The 18,024-nt window shown below is 64.7% G+C and carries 16 protein-coding genes and 1 other RNA gene; 7 read left to right on the top strand and 10 right to left on the bottom strand.

Annotated features, from left to right (window positions below):
• Positions 1-30: 30 nt before the first annotated feature.
• The 6 genes from E5P2_RS07735 to E5P2_RS07710 all read right to left on the bottom strand — a co-directional run bounded on the left by E5P2_RS07735 (position 31) and on the right by E5P2_RS07710 (position 6,809).
• Positions 31-828: a polysaccharide deacetylase family protein gene (locus E5P2_RS07735; protein ID WP_162566543.1), complete on the bottom strand. Its 798-nt coding sequence runs from the start codon at positions 826-828 to the stop codon at positions 31-33.
• Positions 815-1,801, bottom strand: coding sequence for a YVTN family beta-propeller repeat protein (locus E5P2_RS07730; RefSeq protein WP_162566542.1), 987 nt, complete (start codon positions 1,799-1,801; stop codon positions 815-817). Before E5P2_RS07730 ends, E5P2_RS07735 begins: the two co-directional genes overlap by 14 nt.
• 29 nt (positions 1,802-1,830) lie before the next feature.
• Positions 1,831-2,589 carry a 16S rRNA pseudouridine(516) synthase gene (locus E5P2_RS07725; protein ID WP_162566541.1) on the bottom strand — a complete coding sequence of 253 codons (759 nt, stop codon included), beginning with the start codon at positions 2,587-2,589 and terminating at the stop codon, positions 1,831-1,833.
• Complete coding sequence (ggt, locus tag E5P2_RS07720; protein ID WP_162570387.1) at positions 2,589-4,208, bottom strand: gamma-glutamyltransferase; 1,620 nt, start codon at positions 4,206-4,208, stop codon at positions 2,589-2,591. Before ggt ends, E5P2_RS07725 begins: the two co-directional genes overlap by 1 nt.
• 143 nt (positions 4,209-4,351) lie before the next feature.
• Entirely contained in the window at positions 4,352-5,944 is a 1,593-nt protein-coding gene (locus E5P2_RS07715; RefSeq protein ID WP_232080618.1) for a methyltransferase regulatory domain-containing protein, read from the bottom strand.
• A gap of 139 nt (positions 5,945-6,083) precedes the next feature.
• Entirely contained in the window at positions 6,084-6,809 is a 726-nt protein-coding gene (locus tag E5P2_RS07710; RefSeq protein ID WP_162570386.1) for a FadR/GntR family transcriptional regulator, read from the bottom strand.
• A gap of 136 nt (positions 6,810-6,945) precedes the next feature.
• Here E5P2_RS07710 and E5P2_RS07705 point away from each other — a divergent pair, with 136 nt between their 5' ends.
• Both E5P2_RS07705 and E5P2_RS07700 read left to right on the top strand, forming a co-directional pair.
• Positions 6,946-7,707 (top strand): SDR family NAD(P)-dependent oxidoreductase, encoded by a 762-nt coding sequence (locus E5P2_RS07705; protein WP_162566539.1) that lies wholly within the window; start codon positions 6,946-6,948, stop codon positions 7,705-7,707.
• On the top strand, positions 7,704-8,792 hold the full coding sequence (locus E5P2_RS07700) for an aldose epimerase family protein (RefSeq protein ID WP_232080617.1): 1,089 nt from the start codon (positions 7,704-7,706) through the stop codon (positions 8,790-8,792). Before E5P2_RS07705 ends, E5P2_RS07700 begins: the two co-directional genes overlap by 4 nt.
• Before the next feature lie 74 nt (positions 8,793-8,866).
• Here E5P2_RS07700 and ssrA read toward each other — a convergent pair.
• The 4 genes from ssrA to ompA form a co-directional block, all read right to left on the bottom strand.
• Positions 8,867-9,254: a transfer-messenger RNA gene (gene ssrA / locus E5P2_RS07695) on the bottom strand.
• Positions 9,255-9,266: 12 nt separating this feature from the next.
• A complete protein-coding gene (gph, locus tag E5P2_RS07690) occupies positions 9,267-9,935 on the bottom strand; it encodes a phosphoglycolate phosphatase (protein WP_162570385.1) in 669 nt (222 codons plus the stop codon).
• Entirely contained in the window at positions 9,935-10,654 is a 720-nt protein-coding gene (gene ubiG / locus E5P2_RS07685; RefSeq protein ID WP_162566537.1) for a bifunctional 2-polyprenyl-6-hydroxyphenol methylase/3-demethylubiquinol 3-O-methyltransferase UbiG, read from the bottom strand. The genes gph and ubiG overlap by 1 nt, the downstream gene beginning before the upstream one ends.
• 126 nt (positions 10,655-10,780) lie before the next feature.
• Entirely contained in the window at positions 10,781-11,428 is a 648-nt protein-coding gene (gene ompA, locus E5P2_RS07680; protein ID WP_162566536.1) for an outer membrane protein OmpA, read from the bottom strand.
• A 224-nt stretch (positions 11,429-11,652) separates the two neighbouring features.
• Here ompA and gyrA point away from each other — a divergent pair, with 224 nt between their 5' ends.
• From gyrA to E5P2_RS07655, 5 genes are read left to right on the top strand one after another with little or no spacing between them, the layout of a single operon-like run.
• Positions 11,653-14,301: a DNA gyrase subunit A gene (gene gyrA / locus E5P2_RS07675; RefSeq protein WP_162566535.1), complete on the top strand. Its 2,649-nt coding sequence runs from the start codon at positions 11,653-11,655 to the stop codon at positions 14,299-14,301.
• Positions 14,298-14,900: a DUF2059 domain-containing protein gene (locus tag E5P2_RS07670; protein ID WP_162566534.1), complete on the top strand. Its 603-nt coding sequence runs from the start codon at positions 14,298-14,300 to the stop codon at positions 14,898-14,900. The genes gyrA and E5P2_RS07670 overlap by 4 nt, the downstream gene beginning before the upstream one ends.
• A complete protein-coding gene (serC, locus tag E5P2_RS07665; protein WP_162566533.1) occupies positions 14,900-16,018 on the top strand; it encodes a 3-phosphoserine/phosphohydroxythreonine transaminase in 1,119 nt (372 codons plus the stop codon). The genes E5P2_RS07670 and serC overlap by 1 nt, the downstream gene beginning before the upstream one ends.
• A gap of 18 nt (positions 16,019-16,036) precedes the next feature.
• Positions 16,037-17,155 carry a prephenate dehydratase gene (gene pheA / locus E5P2_RS07660; protein WP_162566532.1) on the top strand — a complete coding sequence of 373 codons (1,119 nt, stop codon included), beginning with the start codon at positions 16,037-16,039 and terminating at the stop codon, positions 17,153-17,155.
• 7 nt (positions 17,156-17,162) lie between these two features.
• Complete coding sequence (locus tag E5P2_RS07655; RefSeq protein ID WP_162566531.1) at positions 17,163-18,023, top strand: prephenate dehydrogenase; 861 nt, start codon at positions 17,163-17,165, stop codon at positions 18,021-18,023.
• The last annotated feature ends 1 nt before the right edge of the window (position 18,024 follow it).

Here is an 18,024-nt window from a genome sequence, read left to right as displayed (position 1 = left end):
GAACGAGCGATCCTGCTCAGCGAAAAAGGTTCAGGGATGCGCGGCGATCCAGGCCCGGTACGCCGGGTGCTGGCGCAGCGTCTCGAAGCAGAAGCCCTTGGCTTTCAGCCCGACAATGAGCGGCTCGAGATCGGCCGGCGCCCAGGGATCCTTGCGCGACCAGATGCCCAGATGCGCCAGGAGGATGTCCCCTGGCCGGATGGTGTCCAGCGCCTGTTTCAGCAGCTTCTCGTTGCTGAACTTCTCGCTCGGCAATTCGTCGCCGAGAAAGCCGGCCGGCGCCCAGCCCACGTACGCGTATCCGCAGGCTTTCGCGGCCGCCAGCAGCTTGGGCGAGGTCTTGCCGCCCGGCGCCCGGAACAGCGGCAGCGGCTTCTTGCCGGTGATGGCCTGCAAGCGCTCGGAAGCCTTGGCAATGTTGGCGCAATACTGCTTCGCGTCCCAGGTGAACTCATGGCCTGCATCCGGCCCGGCCGATGGCTTGATGCGAAAGCGCACGTCGGCGCCCGGCACGTCGCCGCGCCAGTAGGCGTGGTCGTAGGTATGGGACGCGAGCTCGTTGCCTTCGGCAGCCCTCGCCTTCCACCAGGGCGCCCAATGGTCGTCCAGGCTGTCGCCACCGCTCTTGGTCGGTTCCGCGGCCGCGAAGAAGGTAACGCGCACGTCCTGCCGCTTGAGCACCTCGGCCACGAGGGGCGCGATGGCCATGTGGCCGGTGTCGAAGGTCAGGTACACCGGTTTCGTACAACTGCCCTGGGCGGCGGCCACCGTAGACGCGACACAGGCCGTCGCCAGAAGCGCGACCGCGGCGTACTTACGACTTGGCATGATCCAATGTCCAGACACCATGGGGCGAGCGCCCCACCTTGACCTGCTGCGCCACCTTGTGGCCAACGAGATCGACGACGCTGAGCTTCCTGGCCCAGCGCGAGGTCACGTAGAGTGTCTTGCCGTCGGCCGAGACATCCATGCAATCGGGGCCGCCGGGCACGGGATAGGTGTCGGTCACCTGAAGCGTTTGCAGATCGATGCGGCTGATGGTGTCGGCCACGCGGTTGCTGATGAAGACGCTGCGCCCGTCGCCGGCCGAGCGGAAGGCATGCGCCCCCTTGCCGGTGAACAGCTTGCCGACCAGCTTGGGCTCGGCGCCCGCGACGTCGAAGATCTGCACGCCGTCGCCGCCCGTCAGGCCGACCAGCAGCGTCTTGCCGTCATGGATGCCGAAGATGTCCGCCGGCATCGGGCCGGTGGCCACGCGCCAGCGGATGGTCTGCGTGGCGAGGTCGACCGCGATCAGTTCGTCGCTGTCCTGCATCGTGACGTAGGCGGTGGTGCTCTTGCCGTCGATCCAGATGTGGCTGGGCGTCTTGCCCGAGGGAATGCGCTTGACGAGCTTGGGCTCCTTGCCGTCCCAGCTGTAGATGTCGACATGGTTCAGCCGGTTGCCGGCCGTGACGAACCATTTCATGTCGGGCGAGAAGCGCAGCTGGTACGGATCGATGATGCCGTAGACCACACGCTGGACTTGTGCGGTGCGGGGATCCAGGAAAGTCAGGGAATCGCCGGCCGAGTTCGCGACGATCAGAGAGTGCTCGTCGGGGGTCAGATAGAGATGGTGCGGCTCCTTGCCCGTCGGGATGCGCAGCCTCTCGGTCCAGGTGGCCCGGTCGATCACGCTCACGCTCGCATCGAGCGAATTGAGCACGAAGATAGGGGGTGGCTCGGCGGCATGCGACGGCAGCGCGGCGCAAACAAACAAAAAGGCCGCAAGGCGGCCTGTGAGGGAAGAAATGAAGCGCAAGGGAGGGTTCCGGAAGAAGGCTTCCGAGTTTAACGATCCAAGCCCTCGGCTGGCTGACCTGGACGCGCGTTTCGCAGGGCCTCGACCTGCTGGGCGTCGAGCCAGCGCCATTGGCCCGGCACCAGATCCGCGGGCAGTGCGAGCGCGCCGATGCGCGAGCGGTGCAGCGCCTCGACCCGGTTGCCGACGGCCGCCAGCATGCGCTTGACCTGGTGGTATTTGCCTTCGGTGAGGGTGAGCCTCAGATGCAGCGGCCCGACGATCTCGCATGCCGCCGCGCGCACCGGCTTCGGGTCGTCGTCGAGCACGACGCCGGCCAGCAGCTTCGCCACTTGTGCATCGTCGAGCGGATGCTTGGCACTCACCTCGTAGACCTTCGGCACATGGTGCTTCGGCGAACCCATTCGGTGGATGAACTGGCCGTCGTCCGTCAGCAGAAGCAGTCCCGTGGTGTCCTGGTCGAGCCGGCCGATCGCCTGGACGCCTTGTACCGCGCCCTTGTTCGGCCGCAGGCGCAATGGCGACGGCAGCAAAGTGTAGATGCTGGGATAGGTCGACGGCTTCTGCGAGCACTCGGTGCCGGCCGGCTTGTGCAGCATCAGGTAGGCTTTCTCGTGGTACGCCCACTCGGTGCCCTGCACCGTGAAGCGCAAGCCATCGACCGGGACATCGTCGCTGGCGTCCGCCATGACCTTGCCTGCCACGCGCACGAGGCCTTGCTGAACCAGCCCGGCGCAGACCCTGCGCGTGCCAAAGCCCTGGGTGTAGAGAATTTCTTCGATACGCATCAGTATCCCAGCGCCAGACCTGTCTTGTAGCGCGGATCGTTCGCCCCGAAGAAGCGGGCGCCGGCCACCGGCTCGCCCTTCAACGATGGCGCTCCAATGAGGATGGCTGCCACGTGATTGGCCGGCTGTTCCGTGCCAAGCTTGTGGCCCATGCCGAGCAGGATCTTTCGCGTGTCGGCAGACAGCGCGAAGGGCTCGAACTCGGTCACGTCAGGCTGCCATTGCTGGTGAAAGCGCGGCGCATCCACGGCCTCCTGGAGGTCCATGTCGTGGTCGATCACATTGAGGATGGTTTGAAGCACGGTGGTGATGATCCGGCTGCCCCCGGGCGTGCCGACGACGAGCACCGGCTTGCCGTCCCTGCTGACGATGGTCGGACTCATCGAACTCAGCGGGCGTTTGCCCGGTGCGATGGCATTGGCCTCACCCTGCACCAGGCCATAGAGATTGGGCACACCGATCTTCGAGGTGAAGTCGTCCATCTCGTCGTTCAACAGCACGCCGGTCCTGGCGGCCGTGACTCTGGCGCCGAACCAGTCGTTGAGCGTGTAGGTCACGGACACGGCATTGCCCCATCGGTCGGCGATCGAATAGTGTGTGGTGTTCGTGCCCTCGTGCGGCGCAACGCCGGGCATGATGTCTTTCGAGACGCCGGCCTTCCCGGGATCGATCACGCCGCGGATCTTCTCTGCGTAGCCCTTGTCGAGCAGGCGGTCCAGCGGGTTCCTCACGAAGTCGGGGTCACCCAGATAGCTGTTGCGGTCCACGTAGGCGTGCCGCATCGCTTCGATCTCGTAGTGCACGGCCTGCGCCGAATGAAAGCCCAGGTCCCTGAGCGGATAGCCTTCGAGGATATTGAGCATCTCGCAGATGATCACGCCGCCCGAGCTCGGCGGCGGTGCCGAGACGACGTGGTAGCCACGGTAATCGCATTCGATCGGCGGCAGTTCGCGCGTTGTGTACTGGTCGAGGTCGGCCTGCGTGATGAGGCCCTTGCCGGCGCGGCTGGATGCGACGATGGCCGCGCCCACCGAGCCTTTGTAGAAGCCGTCCGTTCCTTTCGCGCTGATGCTGCGCAGCGTCTTCGCCAGGTCCTTCTGCACCAGCCTCTGGCCGGCGACGAAGGCTTCACCCTTGTCGAGAAAAATGGCGGCCGATGCAGGATCTTCGCTGAGGTCGGCCGTGGCCCTGGAGAACATCTCGACGTCGCCTTGATCGAGGGTGAAGCCGCGCTCGGCCAACCGGATGGCGGGTGCCAGCAATGCGCTGCGTTTCATCGTGCCGTACTTCTCGCGTGCGTACTCCATGCCGGAAACGCTGCCCGGCACGCCGACCGCCAGATGCCCCTTGGTGCTCAGGCCGCTGATGACGTTGCCGTCCTTGTCGAGGTACATGTTGGCGGTGGCAGCGAGCGGGGCTTTTTCGCGGAAGTCCAGGAAGGTCTTGCGGCCATCCGCGAGTTGGATCGTCATGAAGCCGCCACCGCCCAGGTTTCCGGCCGCGGGATAGACCACGGCCAGCGTATAGCCGACCGCGACCGCGGCATCGATCGCATTGCCTCCACGCTGGAGCACATCGACACCGGCCTGCGTCGCCAGATGCTGTGCAGTGACGACCATGCCGTTCTCGGCCGCGACCGGCGCTCGCGAGGCGGCTTGAACCTGCGCCGCGCTCACCAGCACGAACGCGGCGGCAATGACTGTGCGCCATCCCGGGATCCATTCAGCGTGTCTCAGAGCACTTTCCTTTTTCAAACGACGAATCAGGATACGAGCAGCCCCTTGCGCCGCAGGTCCCGGAGTGCAAGAGCCACCTGCTCTTGCGTGAATGCGCGCAGCGTCTCGTCGTCGGTGACGGGCTTGTCGTCCTTGATGAAGCGCAAGCGTTCCGCGCGCGCCTCGGCCGCCAGGTGTTGCGCCAGGTCGTCATGCGAATGCTTGCCGTCGAGCAATGGCAACACGCAGCGCTCGAGCATCGACAAGCCGACCGGCTCGTGCCACTGGTTGCAGACTTCGGACGAAGGTCCCGTGCTCAGCGCGAGGCCGCGCGCGCCGCGCACGGCCTCGAGCGCACGCGGGAACTCCGACACATAGGAAGCAACCTGCGGCGCAGAGCGTCGGATGCGTACGGCGCCGAGGATCAGAAGCTGCTCGAGCATGGCCATCACGACCGGCTCCACCGCCGCACGGGGTTCGCCGGTGCGGGCCGAGCCGCTGGCGACCAGCGCATCGATCGAGACTGTCGCCGGGTAGCGCTCGTCGAGTACCTGCGCCACGGCCTTGTGAACCGGCAGACGCAGCGTGACATTGAGCTTGCGTATCGCATGGCAGGGCTGTTCGACCGCATCGAGGGTCAGCGCCCGGCCATCCACTGCGGCGAACGTGCCCGCGAATTCCAATGCGCGGATGCGCTCCGGATCGAGCCGATATCGGATGTCGGTGGCGCGGTCCTGCTTGACGAGCAGCGTCTGGCGGAAGGTCCGATTGACCAGGAAGTCCAGGTACTGCTCCATCATGATCTGGCTGCCGCCGCACTCGCGCAACAGGGGTTCGCGCACCTTGTCGCCGTAGTTCTGGACGAACATCGACGATGGCTCGGCATCGGCCAGATAGCTCAGGCCGTGGGCACCGGCGCGCGCAACGAACTCCTTGAAATAACAGGGTGCGTTGCAGGGCTCGAGGAACTCATGCAGCAGATAGGACTTGTTCGCGGACCGCACCAGCGGCATGTTTTCCTCGAGAGTCTTCTTGAGCACGCTGTCGGGCCGCGCCGACTGCTCGAGGAATTCGAGCATGCCGCGCGCATATGACAGCTTTTCGTCCGGCTCGTCGCGCGGCGCCCCGCGCAGGATCATCGCGTCGCGCACGATCTCGCGGGCCTTCCAGCCGGGATAGACGTTGTAGCTGACATAGGCCACGCCATCGGGCGCGAGATTCTGGGCGCACACGCGCAGGATCGCGTCCTGCACCGGTTGCGGCACCCAGCTGTAGACGCCATGGCAGATGATGTAGTCGAACTCGCCGAAGGAGGCGTCGATGTCCGCGATGTTGAAGGCGCGCAGTTCGATGTTCATCAGGCGCGCCTGCGCGATGGCCGTCGCCCCCTGCCGGACCTGGACTTGCGACAGGTCCACGCCCGTGGCACGCAGGTCCGGATGCCGGGCGGCCAACGGAATCAGATTGCCGCCGGCGGCACAGCCGAGCTCGAGCACCCGGGCTTTCTCGGGCGGCGGCGAGCGCAGGCCGAAGAGAAAGGCGAGCGCCTCCAGATGTTCCACGCTGGCCTGCGGAAATGGGTGCGAGTCGTACGGCACGGTGTCGTAGTAGCTCGTGAGCGCGGTGGTCACTGAATCCATGGGTGTCCTCTCTCTGCACGCGGCTGGCATGGACGCCGATTCTTTTATGAAGATGCAAGCTGCGCTCGGCAGCGACGCCGACTATAGCTCGCATGCCGGCGAATGAAAGCGCAAGAACCAAAGAACGAGATTCCCGTTTCTAGGCCGGATCGACATCGCGATCGAGGATCTCGGAAAGATCCTTGCGCGTCGCCTCGAGCTGCACCAGCGCGGCGCGACGCGCAGCGCGCGGATTCCGATTCGAGATGGCCTTCAGGATGGCCTTGTGACGCGGCAGCGACAAGGCATGCGTGTCGGGATGCCGACTGCTGAGCTTGATGGACTCGCGCAGTGCCAGCGAGAGCATGTTGCCGATGTAGGCCAGCAGATCGTTGCCGGTTGCCTGCGCGATGCGCCGATGGAACGCGAGATCGGGCTCCAGCAGTTCTTCGGGTGTTTGCGCGGCTTCCATGCCTGCATAGGCTTCGACGATGGCCTGTACGCCTTGTGCGCTGGCGACCTCGGCGGCCAGCGCCGCTGCGGCCGGCTCGAAGATGCGGCGCACGGTCAGCAGGGTCTCGACGAACTCCGCCGGCGGCCGCGTCTGGATCAACCAATACAGCACGTCAGGGTCCAGCAGGTGCCAGTCGCTTCGTGGCCGCACGATGACGCCCGTGCGCTGCCGGGAGATCACGAGCCCCTTGGCGACGAGCACACGCGTCGCTTCTCGCAAGACCGAGCGGCTCACTTCATAGGCGGCGCAGAGGGACGGCTCCGGCGGAAGCAGGTCGCCCGGCTTGTAGCTGCCGGCGACGATCCGGATGCCTACGTCGCGCACGATCTGCGAATGCATGCTCTTGCGGTCCGGCGGTTCGCGGTAGCCCAGATCGCGATGCGGGGCGTTCGTCTCGTCGATGGGCACGGGCTGGATCCTCCGATGGACTCAAGGGGTGGTGGCCGGATGTCGATGCGGCACGATATAGTCAGACTAATTAAAACACCGACCTCCCGGAGACGCCGCCATGACCCATGCCCGATACCCCAGCCTGACCGACCGGACCGTGCTCATCACCGGCGGTGCCACCGGCATCGGCGCCAGTCTGGTCGAGCATTTCGCGGACCAGGGCGCAAAGGTCGGCTTCATCGACATCGATGCGCGAGCCGGTGCTGCGCTCGCCGACGCGCTGGCAGGATCACGCCATGCACCGCTCTTCGTCGAGACGAACCTGACGGACATCCCCGCGCTGGAAGGCGCCATCGATACCGTGCGCAAGCGCTTCGGCCCGCTTCTCGTCCTGCTGAACAATGCGGCCAACGATCGCCGCCACAGCATCGACGAGACCACCGCACAAGCCTGGGATGCCGGCATCGCGGTGAATCTGAAGCATCAATTCTTCGCGGCCCGCAACGTGGCCGCGGACATGCGCCAGGCCGGCAGCGGCTCGATCGTGAATTTCGGCTCCATCAGCTGGATGCTCAAGCAAGGGGGCATGCCGGTCTACACCACTGCCAAGGCCGCCGTGCAAGGTCTGACGCGCAGCCTTGCACGCGATCTCGGGGCGTTCAACATCCGCGTCAACACGCTGGTGCCGGGCTGGGTCATGACCGAGAAGCAGGTGCGCCTGTGGGTGGACGACGCAGCGCGCGCCGACATCGCGCGGGGACAGTGCATCAATCGGCCCTTGATGGCGGAGCACATTGCGCGCATGGCGCTTTTTCTCGCCTCCGACGACAGCGCGATGTGCACGGCGCAGGACTTCGTGGTGGATGGAGGATGGGTGTGAGCCGGCCGCCGGATGCGCACCGCGCCAGCGTCGCGCGCCGGGAGTTCGGCCGCCTCGCCGACGGCCGGACGGTGCATGAATACACGCTGGACAATGGCCAGGGACTTTCGCTCTGTGCCATCAACCTCGGTGGCATCGTCACCGCGATCCGGGTTCCGGACCGCGAGGGCCGGATCGACAACGTCGTGCTCGGCTTTGCATCGCTTGCAGATTACGAAGCACCCCATCCGCACTTCGGCACGATCGTCGGACGCTACGCCAACCGGATCGCCGAGGGCCGCTTTTCGCTGGACGGCGCGCATGTTCAGCTGGACGTGAACGACGGCACCCACACCTTGCATGGTGGATCGGCCGGCTTCGGCAAACGGTGGTGGAACATCGTGCCCATCGCGCCCGCCACCGACGGCAGCGTCGGGCTCAAGCTCGACTATCTCAGCGAGGACGGCGAACAGGGCTTTCCGGGCCGGATGCAGGTCGAGGTGCATTACGTGGTCACGCCCGCGAACGAGTGGCGCATCGGCTACCGCGCCACCTGCGATCGCACGACAGTCGTCAATCTCACCCAGCACAGCTATTTCAATCTCGCGGGTTCGGGCAGCGCGCTGAATCACCGCCTTGCCATTCCGGCCAGCCGCTATTGCCCGGTCGACGAGGGCCTGATTCCCGAAGGCACGGCGGACGTGGCGGGAACGCCTTTCGACTTTCGCGACGATCGAGCGATCGACGAGCGCATTCGATCCGGGCATGTCCAGTTGGTCAGGGCGCACGGCTATGACCACAACTGGTTGCTGGATGCGGGCGAAACGGCGGCGCCGCACCTGGCCGCGCGCCTCACGGATCCGAGTTCCGGCCGCATGCTGGAAGTCGAGACCACCGAGCCGGGCCTGCAGTTCTATTCGGGCAATTTCCTGGACGGCCGTCTGGTGGGCGCAGCCGGCAACGCGTACAGGCAAGGCGACGGGCTCTGCCTGGAGACGCAGCACTATCCGGACTCGCCGAATCGCCCGGACTTCCCGTCGACGGTACTGCGGCCGGGCGAAGTCTTCTCTAGTACGACCCTGTACCAGTTCGGCATCCGAGACTGATGCTGGTCCCAGGGGGACGTACGATCCCTCGCGCAGGCCTTGCTCACGAGGGCCTCGGTCCGGATGTCGTTGTATGGTGGAGCTGGGGGGATTTGAACCCCCGTCCGCAAGCCTTCGTCGCGCAGATCTACATGTTTAGCGATCTGATTTAGGTCTCGCCACCGGTGTCGCGCAGTCGCACGCTACACCGGCCGCCAGCACCCTATTTTCTCGTCCCGACCCAAGGTACCCGGATCAGGACCAGCCCATGTAGATTATCTTTGCAGCCGGGAGGCGTCGGATTGCTCCAGCGCCCCCTTGCCCAGCCCATCGGCCTGCTGTTGCAAAGCTCACCGGCAATTAAGCGGCGAGTGCGAAACGTTCGTCGTTTGCAGTTAGTTTGTTTGAATCTGTTTTACGAGCGCATTCAGCTCGACATGCCCCGCTGCGATTCCGAACCCGCGTCGAAACCAGTGCAGCCCCAAGTGAGTTATTTTAGGCCTGTTTGAGCAGTTGCAAGAGTTCCAGAGGCGAAGCGATGGCGGCATCGGCCTCCCACCGCGTGACGTCCGCATCCGCGCCCATGTAGCCATACGCAGCCGCCACCGTCCGCATGCCTGCGGCGCGGCCCGCGATCATGTCCCGCTCGTCATCGCCCACGTAGATACAACAGGCTGGCGACACGCCGAGCCGGCGCGCGGCCTCGAACAAGGGTTCGGGATGCGGTTTGGCATAGGGGGTGGTGTCGCCGCTGACGATGGCACGTGCCGTTTCGAACAACGGCAGAGCACGCGTCAGCGGGCCCGTGAATCGAACGGACTTGTTCGTGACCACACCCCACTGCAGCCCACGTGCGCGCAGCGCATCGACCAGTTCCGATATGCCATCGAAGACCCGCGTATTCCGCAGCATCCGGGCCTCGTAGTTGCGAAAGAACTCCTCGCGCAAGCGCTCGAACTCGGAGGCGTCGGGGGCGATGCCGAACGCCACGCCCAACATGCCGCGCGCGCCGGAGCCCGCCATCGGCCGATAGCGATCCAACGGAAGCGAAGGCATGCCCCGATCCGTGCGCATCTGGTCGGCCGCAGCTCCGAGATCGGGGGCGCTGTCGATCAGCGTGCCATCGAGGTCGAACAAGACGGCCGTCGTTTCGTCCCGCGCCATCATCGAAGCACCACCGGCTTGCGAGTCGCAAACATGTAGTTGACGCTCGTATCTTCGCTCAGGCGGTAGCGGCGGGTCATCGGGTTGTATTCCATCCCGCGCGTGTGGCGCAGGTCGAGGGCAGCCGTACGGCAATAGGCCGCGAGTTCACTCGGGCGAATGAGCTTGCGGTATTCGTGCGTTCCGCGCGGCAACATGCCGAGGACGTATTCGGCGCCGACGATGGCGAACAGGAATGACTTCAGGTTCCGATGAATCGTCGAAAAGAACACCCAGCCGCCGGGCTTGACAAGTTGAGCGCAAGCATTTACGACCGAAGCAGGCTCCGGCACATGCTCCAGCATTTCCATGCAGGTCACGATGTCGAAGCTTTCCGACTGTTCCATGGCGAGCGCCTCGACGCTGACCTCGCGGTATTTCACACCGCGGGTCGCAGCTTCCAGTGCGTGCAGCTGCGCGACCTTCAGTGCCTTGTCGGCCAGATCGATGCCGAGAACGTCGCTGCCCTTGCGCGCCATCGCGTCGGCCAGAATTCCTCCGCCGCAACCGACATCCAGCACCCGGGATCCGGCGATAGGCGCTATGCCGTCGATCCATTCGAGGCGCAGCGGATTAATTTCGTGCAACGGGCGGAATTCGCTTTCCTGATCCCACCAACGATGCGCAAGTTCGGAAAATTTGGCGAGTTCGGCCGGATCGGCATTCACGGTATCTGTCATGCCCTGATTATGAAACGCCGCCAATTGCCAACGTCGCCAAGCGAACGCCCGCGACACGCCTTGCAATCGGAAAAGGCATAAAAAAACCCCGCCGAGGCGGGGCTTTTCATCGAGGATTCTTGCGAATCACTGAGCGCGGGTACCGACCACTTCGATTTCAACGCGGCGGTTCTTGGCGCGACCTTCCTTGGTGCGGTTGTCAGCCACCGGTTGCGACTTGCCCTTGCCTTCGGTGTAGACACGGTTGCGCTCGATGCCCTTCGAGACCAGATAGGCCTTGACGGCTTCAGCGCGGCGAACCGACAGGCGCTGGTTGTAAGCCACGGTACCGATCGAGTCGGTATGGCCGACGGCAATGATCACTTCGAGGTTGATCGGCTTGATCTTCTGCACGAGGTCATCCAGCTTCGCACGACCTTCGGGCTTGAGCACCGACTTGTCGAAATCGAAGAATGCATCGGCAGCGAAGGTCACCTTCGAGGCAGCGACGGCGGGCGGCTGCGGCGCAGCGGGAGCAGCAGCAGGCGCAGCAGCAGCGGGAGCCGCCGGAACCAGCGCACCGTCGCAACCTGCGGCAGCCGTTGCCGGCGTCCAATTGGCGTCACGCCAGCAGAGTTCGTTGGTGCCGTTTTTCCAGACCAGTTCACCGGTGCCGTTTTGCCAGTTGTCAATCACGGGGCCACCGTTCGCGGCGGTGACACGGGTCTGCGCGCCGGCGGCTGTGGCGAGCGCAGCGACTGCAAACATCATCGCCACTTTATTCAGTTTCTTCATGGTTCTCCTCTTGGGGAAAAAGCCGCAGCCGCGCTGCGAATCAAGGACGCTTTAAGTGACCACCACCCAAAACGTTGAGGCGATTGTGCCATAGGGTCTTTGGCAAACAGCCCGCGAGGCGCTCCCGAAACGTAGGACGGAGGCGGAATACCGGCCTTGTGTTGCGGCGGTGCGACACCCTCCGGAGCGTAAAATTTCGGCTCCTTGCTGTCCGCCCGCCGCTCATGACCTCGTTCGCCAAAGAAACACTACCCATCAGTCTCGAAGAGGAAATGCGCCGCAGCTATCTCGATTACGCGATGAGCGTGATCGTCGGGCGGGCGCTTCCTGACGCACGTGACGGCCTCAAGCCAGTGCACCGGCGGGTGTTGTTCGCCATGCACGAGCTGAACAACGACTGGAACCGGCCGTACAAGAAATCCGCGCGCATCGTGGGCGACGTGATCGGCAAGTACCACCCGCACGGCGACCAATCGGTGTACGACACCATCGTGCGGATGGCGCAGAACTTCTCGATGCGCCACATGCTGGTTGATGGCCAGGGCAATTTCGGCTCGGTGGACGGGGATTTGGCGGCGGCCATGCGCTATACCGAGATCCGGCTGGCAAAAATCGCGCACGAAATGCTGGCCGATATCGACAAGGAAACCGTCGATTTCGGACCGAATTACGACGGCTCCGAAAAAGAGCCTTTGGTATTACCCAGCAAGCTACCGAATCTGCTGGTCAATGGCGCCGGCGGTATCGCGGTCGGCATGGCGACCAATATTCCACCGCACAACCTGAATGAGGTGGTCGACGCCTGCCTGCATCTGTTGCGCCATCCCGACGCAGGGATCGACGACCTGATGGAGATCGTGCCGGCCCCCGACTTCCCCACGGCCGGCATCATCTATGGCATCAACGGCATCAAGGACGGCTATCGCACCGGCCGCGGCAAGGTCGTGATGCGCGCCAAGTGCCACTTCGAGGACATCGATCGTGGACAACGGCAGGCGATCATCGTCGACGAGCTGCCCTACCAGGTCAATAAGAAGACGCTGCAGGAGCGCATGGCGGAGCTGGTGCACGAGAAGAAAATCGAGGGCATCAGCCATATCCAGGACGAGTCCGACAAATCGGGCATGCGGCTGGTCATCGAGCTCAAACGCGGCGAAGTGCCCGAAGTGGTGCTCAACAACCTCTACAAGCAGACGCAGCTGCAGGACACCTTCGGCATCAACATGGTGGCGCTGGTCGACGGCCAGCCGAAGCTGTGCAACCTCAAGGACCTGATCGAGGTCTTCCTGCAGCATCGCCGCGAAGTCGTCACGCGGCGCACGGTCTACACGCTACGCAAGGCGCGCGAGCGCGGCCATGTCCTCGAGGGCCTTGCCGTCGCGCTCGCCAACATCGACGAATTCATCGCGATCATCCGCAATGCGCCCACGCCACCGGTCGCCAAGGCCGAGTTGATGACCCGCGCATGGGACAGCAAGCTCGTGCGAGAGATGCTGACGCGCACCCGCGCCGACGGCGGCGTGATCAATGCCGACGACTACCGTCCGGATGGCCTCGAGATCGGCTACGGCATGGGTTCGGACGGGCTCTACCGCCTGTCGGACACGCAGGCCCAGGAAATCCTGCAGATGCGCCTGCAGCGCCTGACCGGCCTCGAGCAGGACAAGATCGTCGCCGAATACAAGGAAGTGATGGCGGAGATCGACGATCTGCTGGACATCCTCGCCAAGCCCGAGCGCGTATCCGTGATCATTGGCGACGAGCTCACCACGATCAAGCAGGAGTTCGGGCAAAGCAAGCTCGGTGCGCGCCGCAGCCAGGTCGAGCACAGTGCCTTCGATCTCTCGACGGAAGACCTGATCACGCCCACCGACATGGTCGTCACGCTCTCCCACAGCGGCTATATCAAGAGCCAGCCGCTGGGCGAATACCGGGCCCAGAAGCGCGGCGGACGCGGCAAGCAGGCCACCGCGACCAAGGAAGACGACTGGATCGATCAGCTCTTCATCGCGAACACGCACGACTACATCCTGTGCTTCTCCAACCGCGGCCGGCTCTATTGGCTCAAGGTGTGGGAGGTGCCTGCCGGTTCGCGCGGCTCCCGCGGGCGTCCCATCGTCAACATGTTCCCGCTGCAGGAAGGCGAGAAGATCAACGTCGTCCTCGCGCTGACTGGCGAGAAGCGCACCTTTCCGGCCAACCAATACGTTTTCATGGCGACCTCGATGGGCACCGTCAAGAAGACGACGCTCGACGAATTCAGCAATCCGCGCAAGGCCGGCATCATCGCGGTGGACCTCGACCCCGGCGACTATCTCATCGGCGCCGCGCTGACCGACGGCGCGCACGATGTCATGCTGTTCTCCGACGGCGGCAAGGCCGTGCGTTTCGACGAGAACGACGTGAGGCCGATGGGGCGCAACGCGCGCGGCGTGCGCGGCATGACACTCGAGGACGGCCAGGGCGTGATCGCGATGCTGGTGGCGGAAGACGAGGCCCAGAGCGTTCTGACCGCCACAGAAAATGGTTACGGAAAACGTACAAGCATTACCGAGTACACGCGTCATGGACGCGGAACCAAAGGCATGATTGCGATTCAACAAAGTGAGCGCAACGGCAAAGTCGTGGCGGCAACTCTCGTGCATGCCGACGACGAAATCATGCTCATCACCGACAAGGGCGTGCTCGTACGCACCCGTGTCTCCGAAATTCGCGAACTGGGGCGTGCGACGCAGGGTGTCACGCTCATCGGACTCGACGAAGGCGCCAAGCTCAGCGGACTGCAGCGCATCGTCGAGAACGACGCCAATGTCGAGATCGAGCCCGGTGCCGACGACACTTCCCCATCATCTTCAACGGAGAATCCTCAGTGAACAAAATCAAACTCGCGCTTCTGACGGTTGCGCTCGCCAGCAGCTCGATGGCCATGGCACAGGACAAGGCTGCGCTGATCAAGCAGTTCCTCGACCTGCAACGCCCGGGCATCGAATCGCTTGCGCGCGGACTGGTCGAACAGTCCAGTGCGCCGATCGCGCAGGCAGGGTCGCAGTATCTGCAAACGCAGGTGCCGGCCGACAAGCGCGAAGCCGCGGCCAAGGCGGCCGACGCGGAACTCAAGAAGTACTTCGACGAATCCTTCCCGATCGTGCGTGACAAGGCCGTGCAACTCGCGCCCACCACCATCGGCCCGATCCTGGAACAGGGCTTCACCGAAGACGAGTTGCGCCAGCTGGTGGCGTGGATCAGCTCGCCGCTGGCCAAGAAGTACCAGGAGCTCAACCCGAAGATGCAGACCGCGCTCACCGAAAAGCTGGTGGCCGAGACACGCGCGAGCATCGAGCCCAAGATGACGACGCTCGACGCCAACGTTGCCAGGGCGCTGGGCGCCCCCACCAATGGCGGCGGGGCAGCATCCTCCTCGGGCGGACAGGCACCGGCGAAAGCAGCGCCCAAAGCGCCTGCCAAGAAGTGATGCAGCCCGCGGCGGCACGCCCTTACAACTTCTCCGCGGGCCCCGCCGCGATGCCGGAGGCGGTGCTGCAAATCGCCGCCTCCGAAATGCTGGACTGGCACGGCAGCGGCATGAGCGTCATGGAGATGAGCCACCGCGGCAAGGAGTTCGGCGCGATCTGCACGGCGGCCGAGGCCGCGTTCCGAACGCTCCTGTCGGTACCGGAACACTTCCACATCCTCTTCATGCAGGGCGGCGGGCTCGCAGAGAATGCGATCGTGCCGATGAACCTGTCGCGCGGCGCCACCGCCGACTTCGTGATCACGGGCAGCTGGAGCGCCAAATCGCAGAAGGAGGCGCAGCGCTACTGCAAAGCGAACGTGGCGGCAACGAATGCCGAAGCGCAGCACACGCGGCTACCCGATCCGGCAACCTGGCAGCTCACGCAGGGCGCCTCGTACGTGCACCTGTGCAGCAACGAGACGATCCATGGCGTCGAGTTCCAGGAACTGCCTGATCTCGCGGCCCTCGGCAGCGATGCGCCGCTCGCCATCGACTTTTCCTCGCACGTCGCGTCCCGGCCCGTCGACTGGCGCCGCGTCGGCCTTGCCTTCGGTGGCGCGCAGAAGAACCTGGGCCCGGCAGGCCTCACGATCGTGGTCGTGCGCGACGATCTGCTCGGCCGCGCGCTCGAGATCTGTCCCAGCGCCTTCAACTACAAGACCGTCGCCGACAACCAGTCGATGTTCAACACGCCGCCGACCTGGGGCATCTATGTCGCCGGCCTGACCTTCCAGTGGCTGCTGCAGCAGACCGAAGACGGACGCCAGGGCATCGAAGCGATGGAAAAGCGCAACATCGCCAAGGCGCGGCTTTTGTACGACTTCATCGACGCTTCGAATTTCTACGAGAACAGGGTGGCCGTCGATTGCCGCTCGCGCATGAACGTCCCCTTCTTTCTGCGGGACGAGCGCCGCAACGAGGCATTTCTGGCCGGCGCCCGCGATGCGGGTCTGCTTCAATTGAAGGGGCACAAGTCCGTCGGCGGCATGCGCGCCAGCATTTACAACGCGATGCCGATGACCGGCGTGCAAGCGCTCGTGCACTACATGCGAGAATTCGAACGGTCGCATGCATAGAGCGTGCGCACCCGACCGATGACCGCACCCGCCCCACAGCCCCCTGTTCCCGACACCTCCTCCAGCCTTGGCGATCTGCGCGTGCAGATCGACTCGCTCGACCAGCAACTGCTCGATCTCCTGAACCGGCGCGCGCACGTCGCCGAACAGGTCGGCGAGATCAAGAAGCGCGAGGGCACGCCCTACTTCCGCCCCGACCGCGTGGCACAGGTGATCGAGAAGATGCAGCAGAGCAATGCCGGCCCGCTGAAGGCGTTGCACGTGGCTGCCATCTGGCGCGAGATCATGTCGGCCTGCCTGGCGCTTGAGTCGCCGCAACGGGTCGCCGTGCTGGGCCCCGAAGGCACCTTCTGCGAGCAGGCGGCCATCGAGTACTTCGGCGGTGCGGCCGACCTGATCCATTGCGCCAGTTTCGACGAAGTCTTCCACGCCACGGCCGCCGGAAGCGCGCAGTACGGCGTCGTCGGCATCGAGAATTCGACCGAGGGCGTCGTCACGCGATCGCTGGATCTGCTGCTGCACTCACCGACCCACGTGGTCGGCGAAGTCAGCCTGCTGGTGCGTCATCACCTGCTGCGCACCAGCAACAGCCTCGAAGACATCGAGGCCGTGCTCGCGCACCCGCAGGCGCTCGCGCAATGCCAGACCTGGCTTTCCAAGCACCTTCCCCGGGCCGAGCGCCGCGCGGTGTCCAGCAATGCCGAAGGCGCACGGCTGGCAGCCGCCAATCCGGCATGGGCGGCTCTCGCGAGCGAGCGCGCCGCGACGCGCTTCGGGCTGCACATCGTCGCGCACGCCATCCAGGACGACTCGTACAACCGCACGCGCTTCGCGATCATCTGCCTGCCGCAAACGCTGGCGATGCCGCCGGCTTCCGGCAAGGACTGCACCAGCCTGATCGTCTCGGTGCCGAATCGTCCCGGAGCGGTGCACGACCTGCTGGTCCCGCTCAAGGTCAACAATGTCTCCATGACGCGCTTCGAGTCGCGGCCGGCGCGCACCGGGCAGTGGGAGTACTACTTCTACATCGACCTCGACGGCCACCCGTCGCAGCCCAACGTCGCCGCCGCGCTCGCCGAATTGCGCAAACTCTGTGCGTTCTACAAAGTCATCGGCGCCTACCCCGTCACGGCCTGAGGCGCGCATGTTCGAACAGCTGGGTCTGATCGGCTGCGGCCTGATGGGCGGCTCCTTTGCACTGGCGCTCAAGCGCGCGCGGCTGGTCAAGCGCGTGGTCGGCTACAGCAAATCCCCTTCGACCACCGAACGCGCCCGGCAGCTCGGCGTGATCGACGTAGCAGCTCCTTCCGCGCTGCTCGCCATCTCGGGCGCCGACATCGTGCTGATCGCGGTCCCGGTGGGTGCCTCCGAGCTGACCTTCAAGGCGATCCGCCACGGCATCACGGAACAGATGCTCATCATGGACGTAGGGTCGACCAAGGGCGATGTGATCGAGGCCGCGCGCCGCGGCCTGCAGGACCAGCTCGGCAACTTCGTCCCGGCGCATCCGATCGCAGGCAAGGAGGTTTCAGGCGTCGAGCACGCCGATGCCGATCTGTTCGTCGGCCGGCATGTCGTCCTCACGCCGATCAAGGCGACGCTGCGTTCGAACGTGCAGCGTGCCACGCAGGCCTGGTCGGCTGTCGGCGGCAAGGTGCTGACGATGACGCACGAAGCCCACGACAGCGCGCTCGCCGCCGTCAGCCATCTGCCTCATCTGCTGGCCTTCGCCTTCACCAATGCCATTGCCGCCCACCCTGAGGGCGAGCGCTTCCTGGAGCTGGCCGGGTCCGGTTTCCGCGATTTTTCACGCATCGCCGCCAGCGATCCGGCCGTCTGGCGCGACATCCTGCTGGCCAATCGCGAGCAGGTGCTGTTGCAGTCGAAGGCCTTCCGCCAGAGTCTGATGCAGTTCGAAGCCCTGATCGCTGCGAGCGATGCGCAGGCACTCGAGAATTCGATCGCTGCGGCGAGCCGCACACGCGCCCAATGGCGCAACGGCTGAC

The sequence above is a fragment of the Variovorax sp. SRS16 genome, assembly GCF_901827165.1.
Taxonomy (GTDB): Bacteria; Pseudomonadota; Gammaproteobacteria; order Burkholderiales; family Burkholderiaceae_C; genus Variovorax.
This window is presented reverse-complemented; position numbering and strand designations above follow the sequence as displayed.

Bases quoted from the DNA above. Each gene is read 5' to 3' on its own strand.
- E5P2_RS07735 (WP_162566543.1), bottom strand. From the start codon at position 828: ATGCCAAGTCGTAAGTACGCCGCGGTCGCGCTTCTGGCGACGGCCTGT.
- E5P2_RS07725 (WP_162566541.1), bottom strand. From the start codon at position 2,589: ATGCGTATCGAAGAAATTCTCTACACCCAGGGCTTTGGCACGCGCAGG.
- ggt (WP_162570387.1), bottom strand. From the start codon at position 4,208: ATGGTCGTCACTGCACAGCATCTGGCGACGCAGGCCGGTGTCGATGTG.
- E5P2_RS07715 (WP_232080618.1), bottom strand. From the start codon at position 5,944: ATGGATTCAGTGACCACCGCGCTCACGAGCTACTACGACACCGTGCCG.
- E5P2_RS07705 (WP_162566539.1), top strand. From the start codon at position 6,946: ATGACCCATGCCCGATACCCCAGCCTGACCGACCGGACCGTGCTCATC.
- gph (WP_162570385.1), bottom strand. From the start codon at position 9,935: ATGGCGCGGGACGAAACGACGGCCGTCTTGTTCGACCTCGATGGCACG.
- ubiG (WP_162566537.1), bottom strand. From the start codon at position 10,654: ATGACAGATACCGTGAATGCCGATCCGGCCGAACTCGCCAAATTTTCC.
- ompA (WP_162566536.1), bottom strand. From the start codon at position 11,428: ATGAAGAAACTGAATAAAGTGGCGATGATGTTTGCAGTCGCTGCGCTC.
- gyrA (WP_162566535.1), top strand. From the start codon at position 11,653: ATGACCTCGTTCGCCAAAGAAACACTACCCATCAGTCTCGAAGAGGAA.
- serC (WP_162566533.1), top strand. From the start codon at position 14,900: ATGCAGCCCGCGGCGGCACGCCCTTACAACTTCTCCGCGGGCCCCGCC.
- pheA (WP_162566532.1), top strand. From the start codon at position 16,037: ATGACCGCACCCGCCCCACAGCCCCCTGTTCCCGACACCTCCTCCAGC.
- E5P2_RS07655 (WP_162566531.1), top strand. From the start codon at position 17,163: ATGTTCGAACAGCTGGGTCTGATCGGCTGCGGCCTGATGGGCGGCTCC.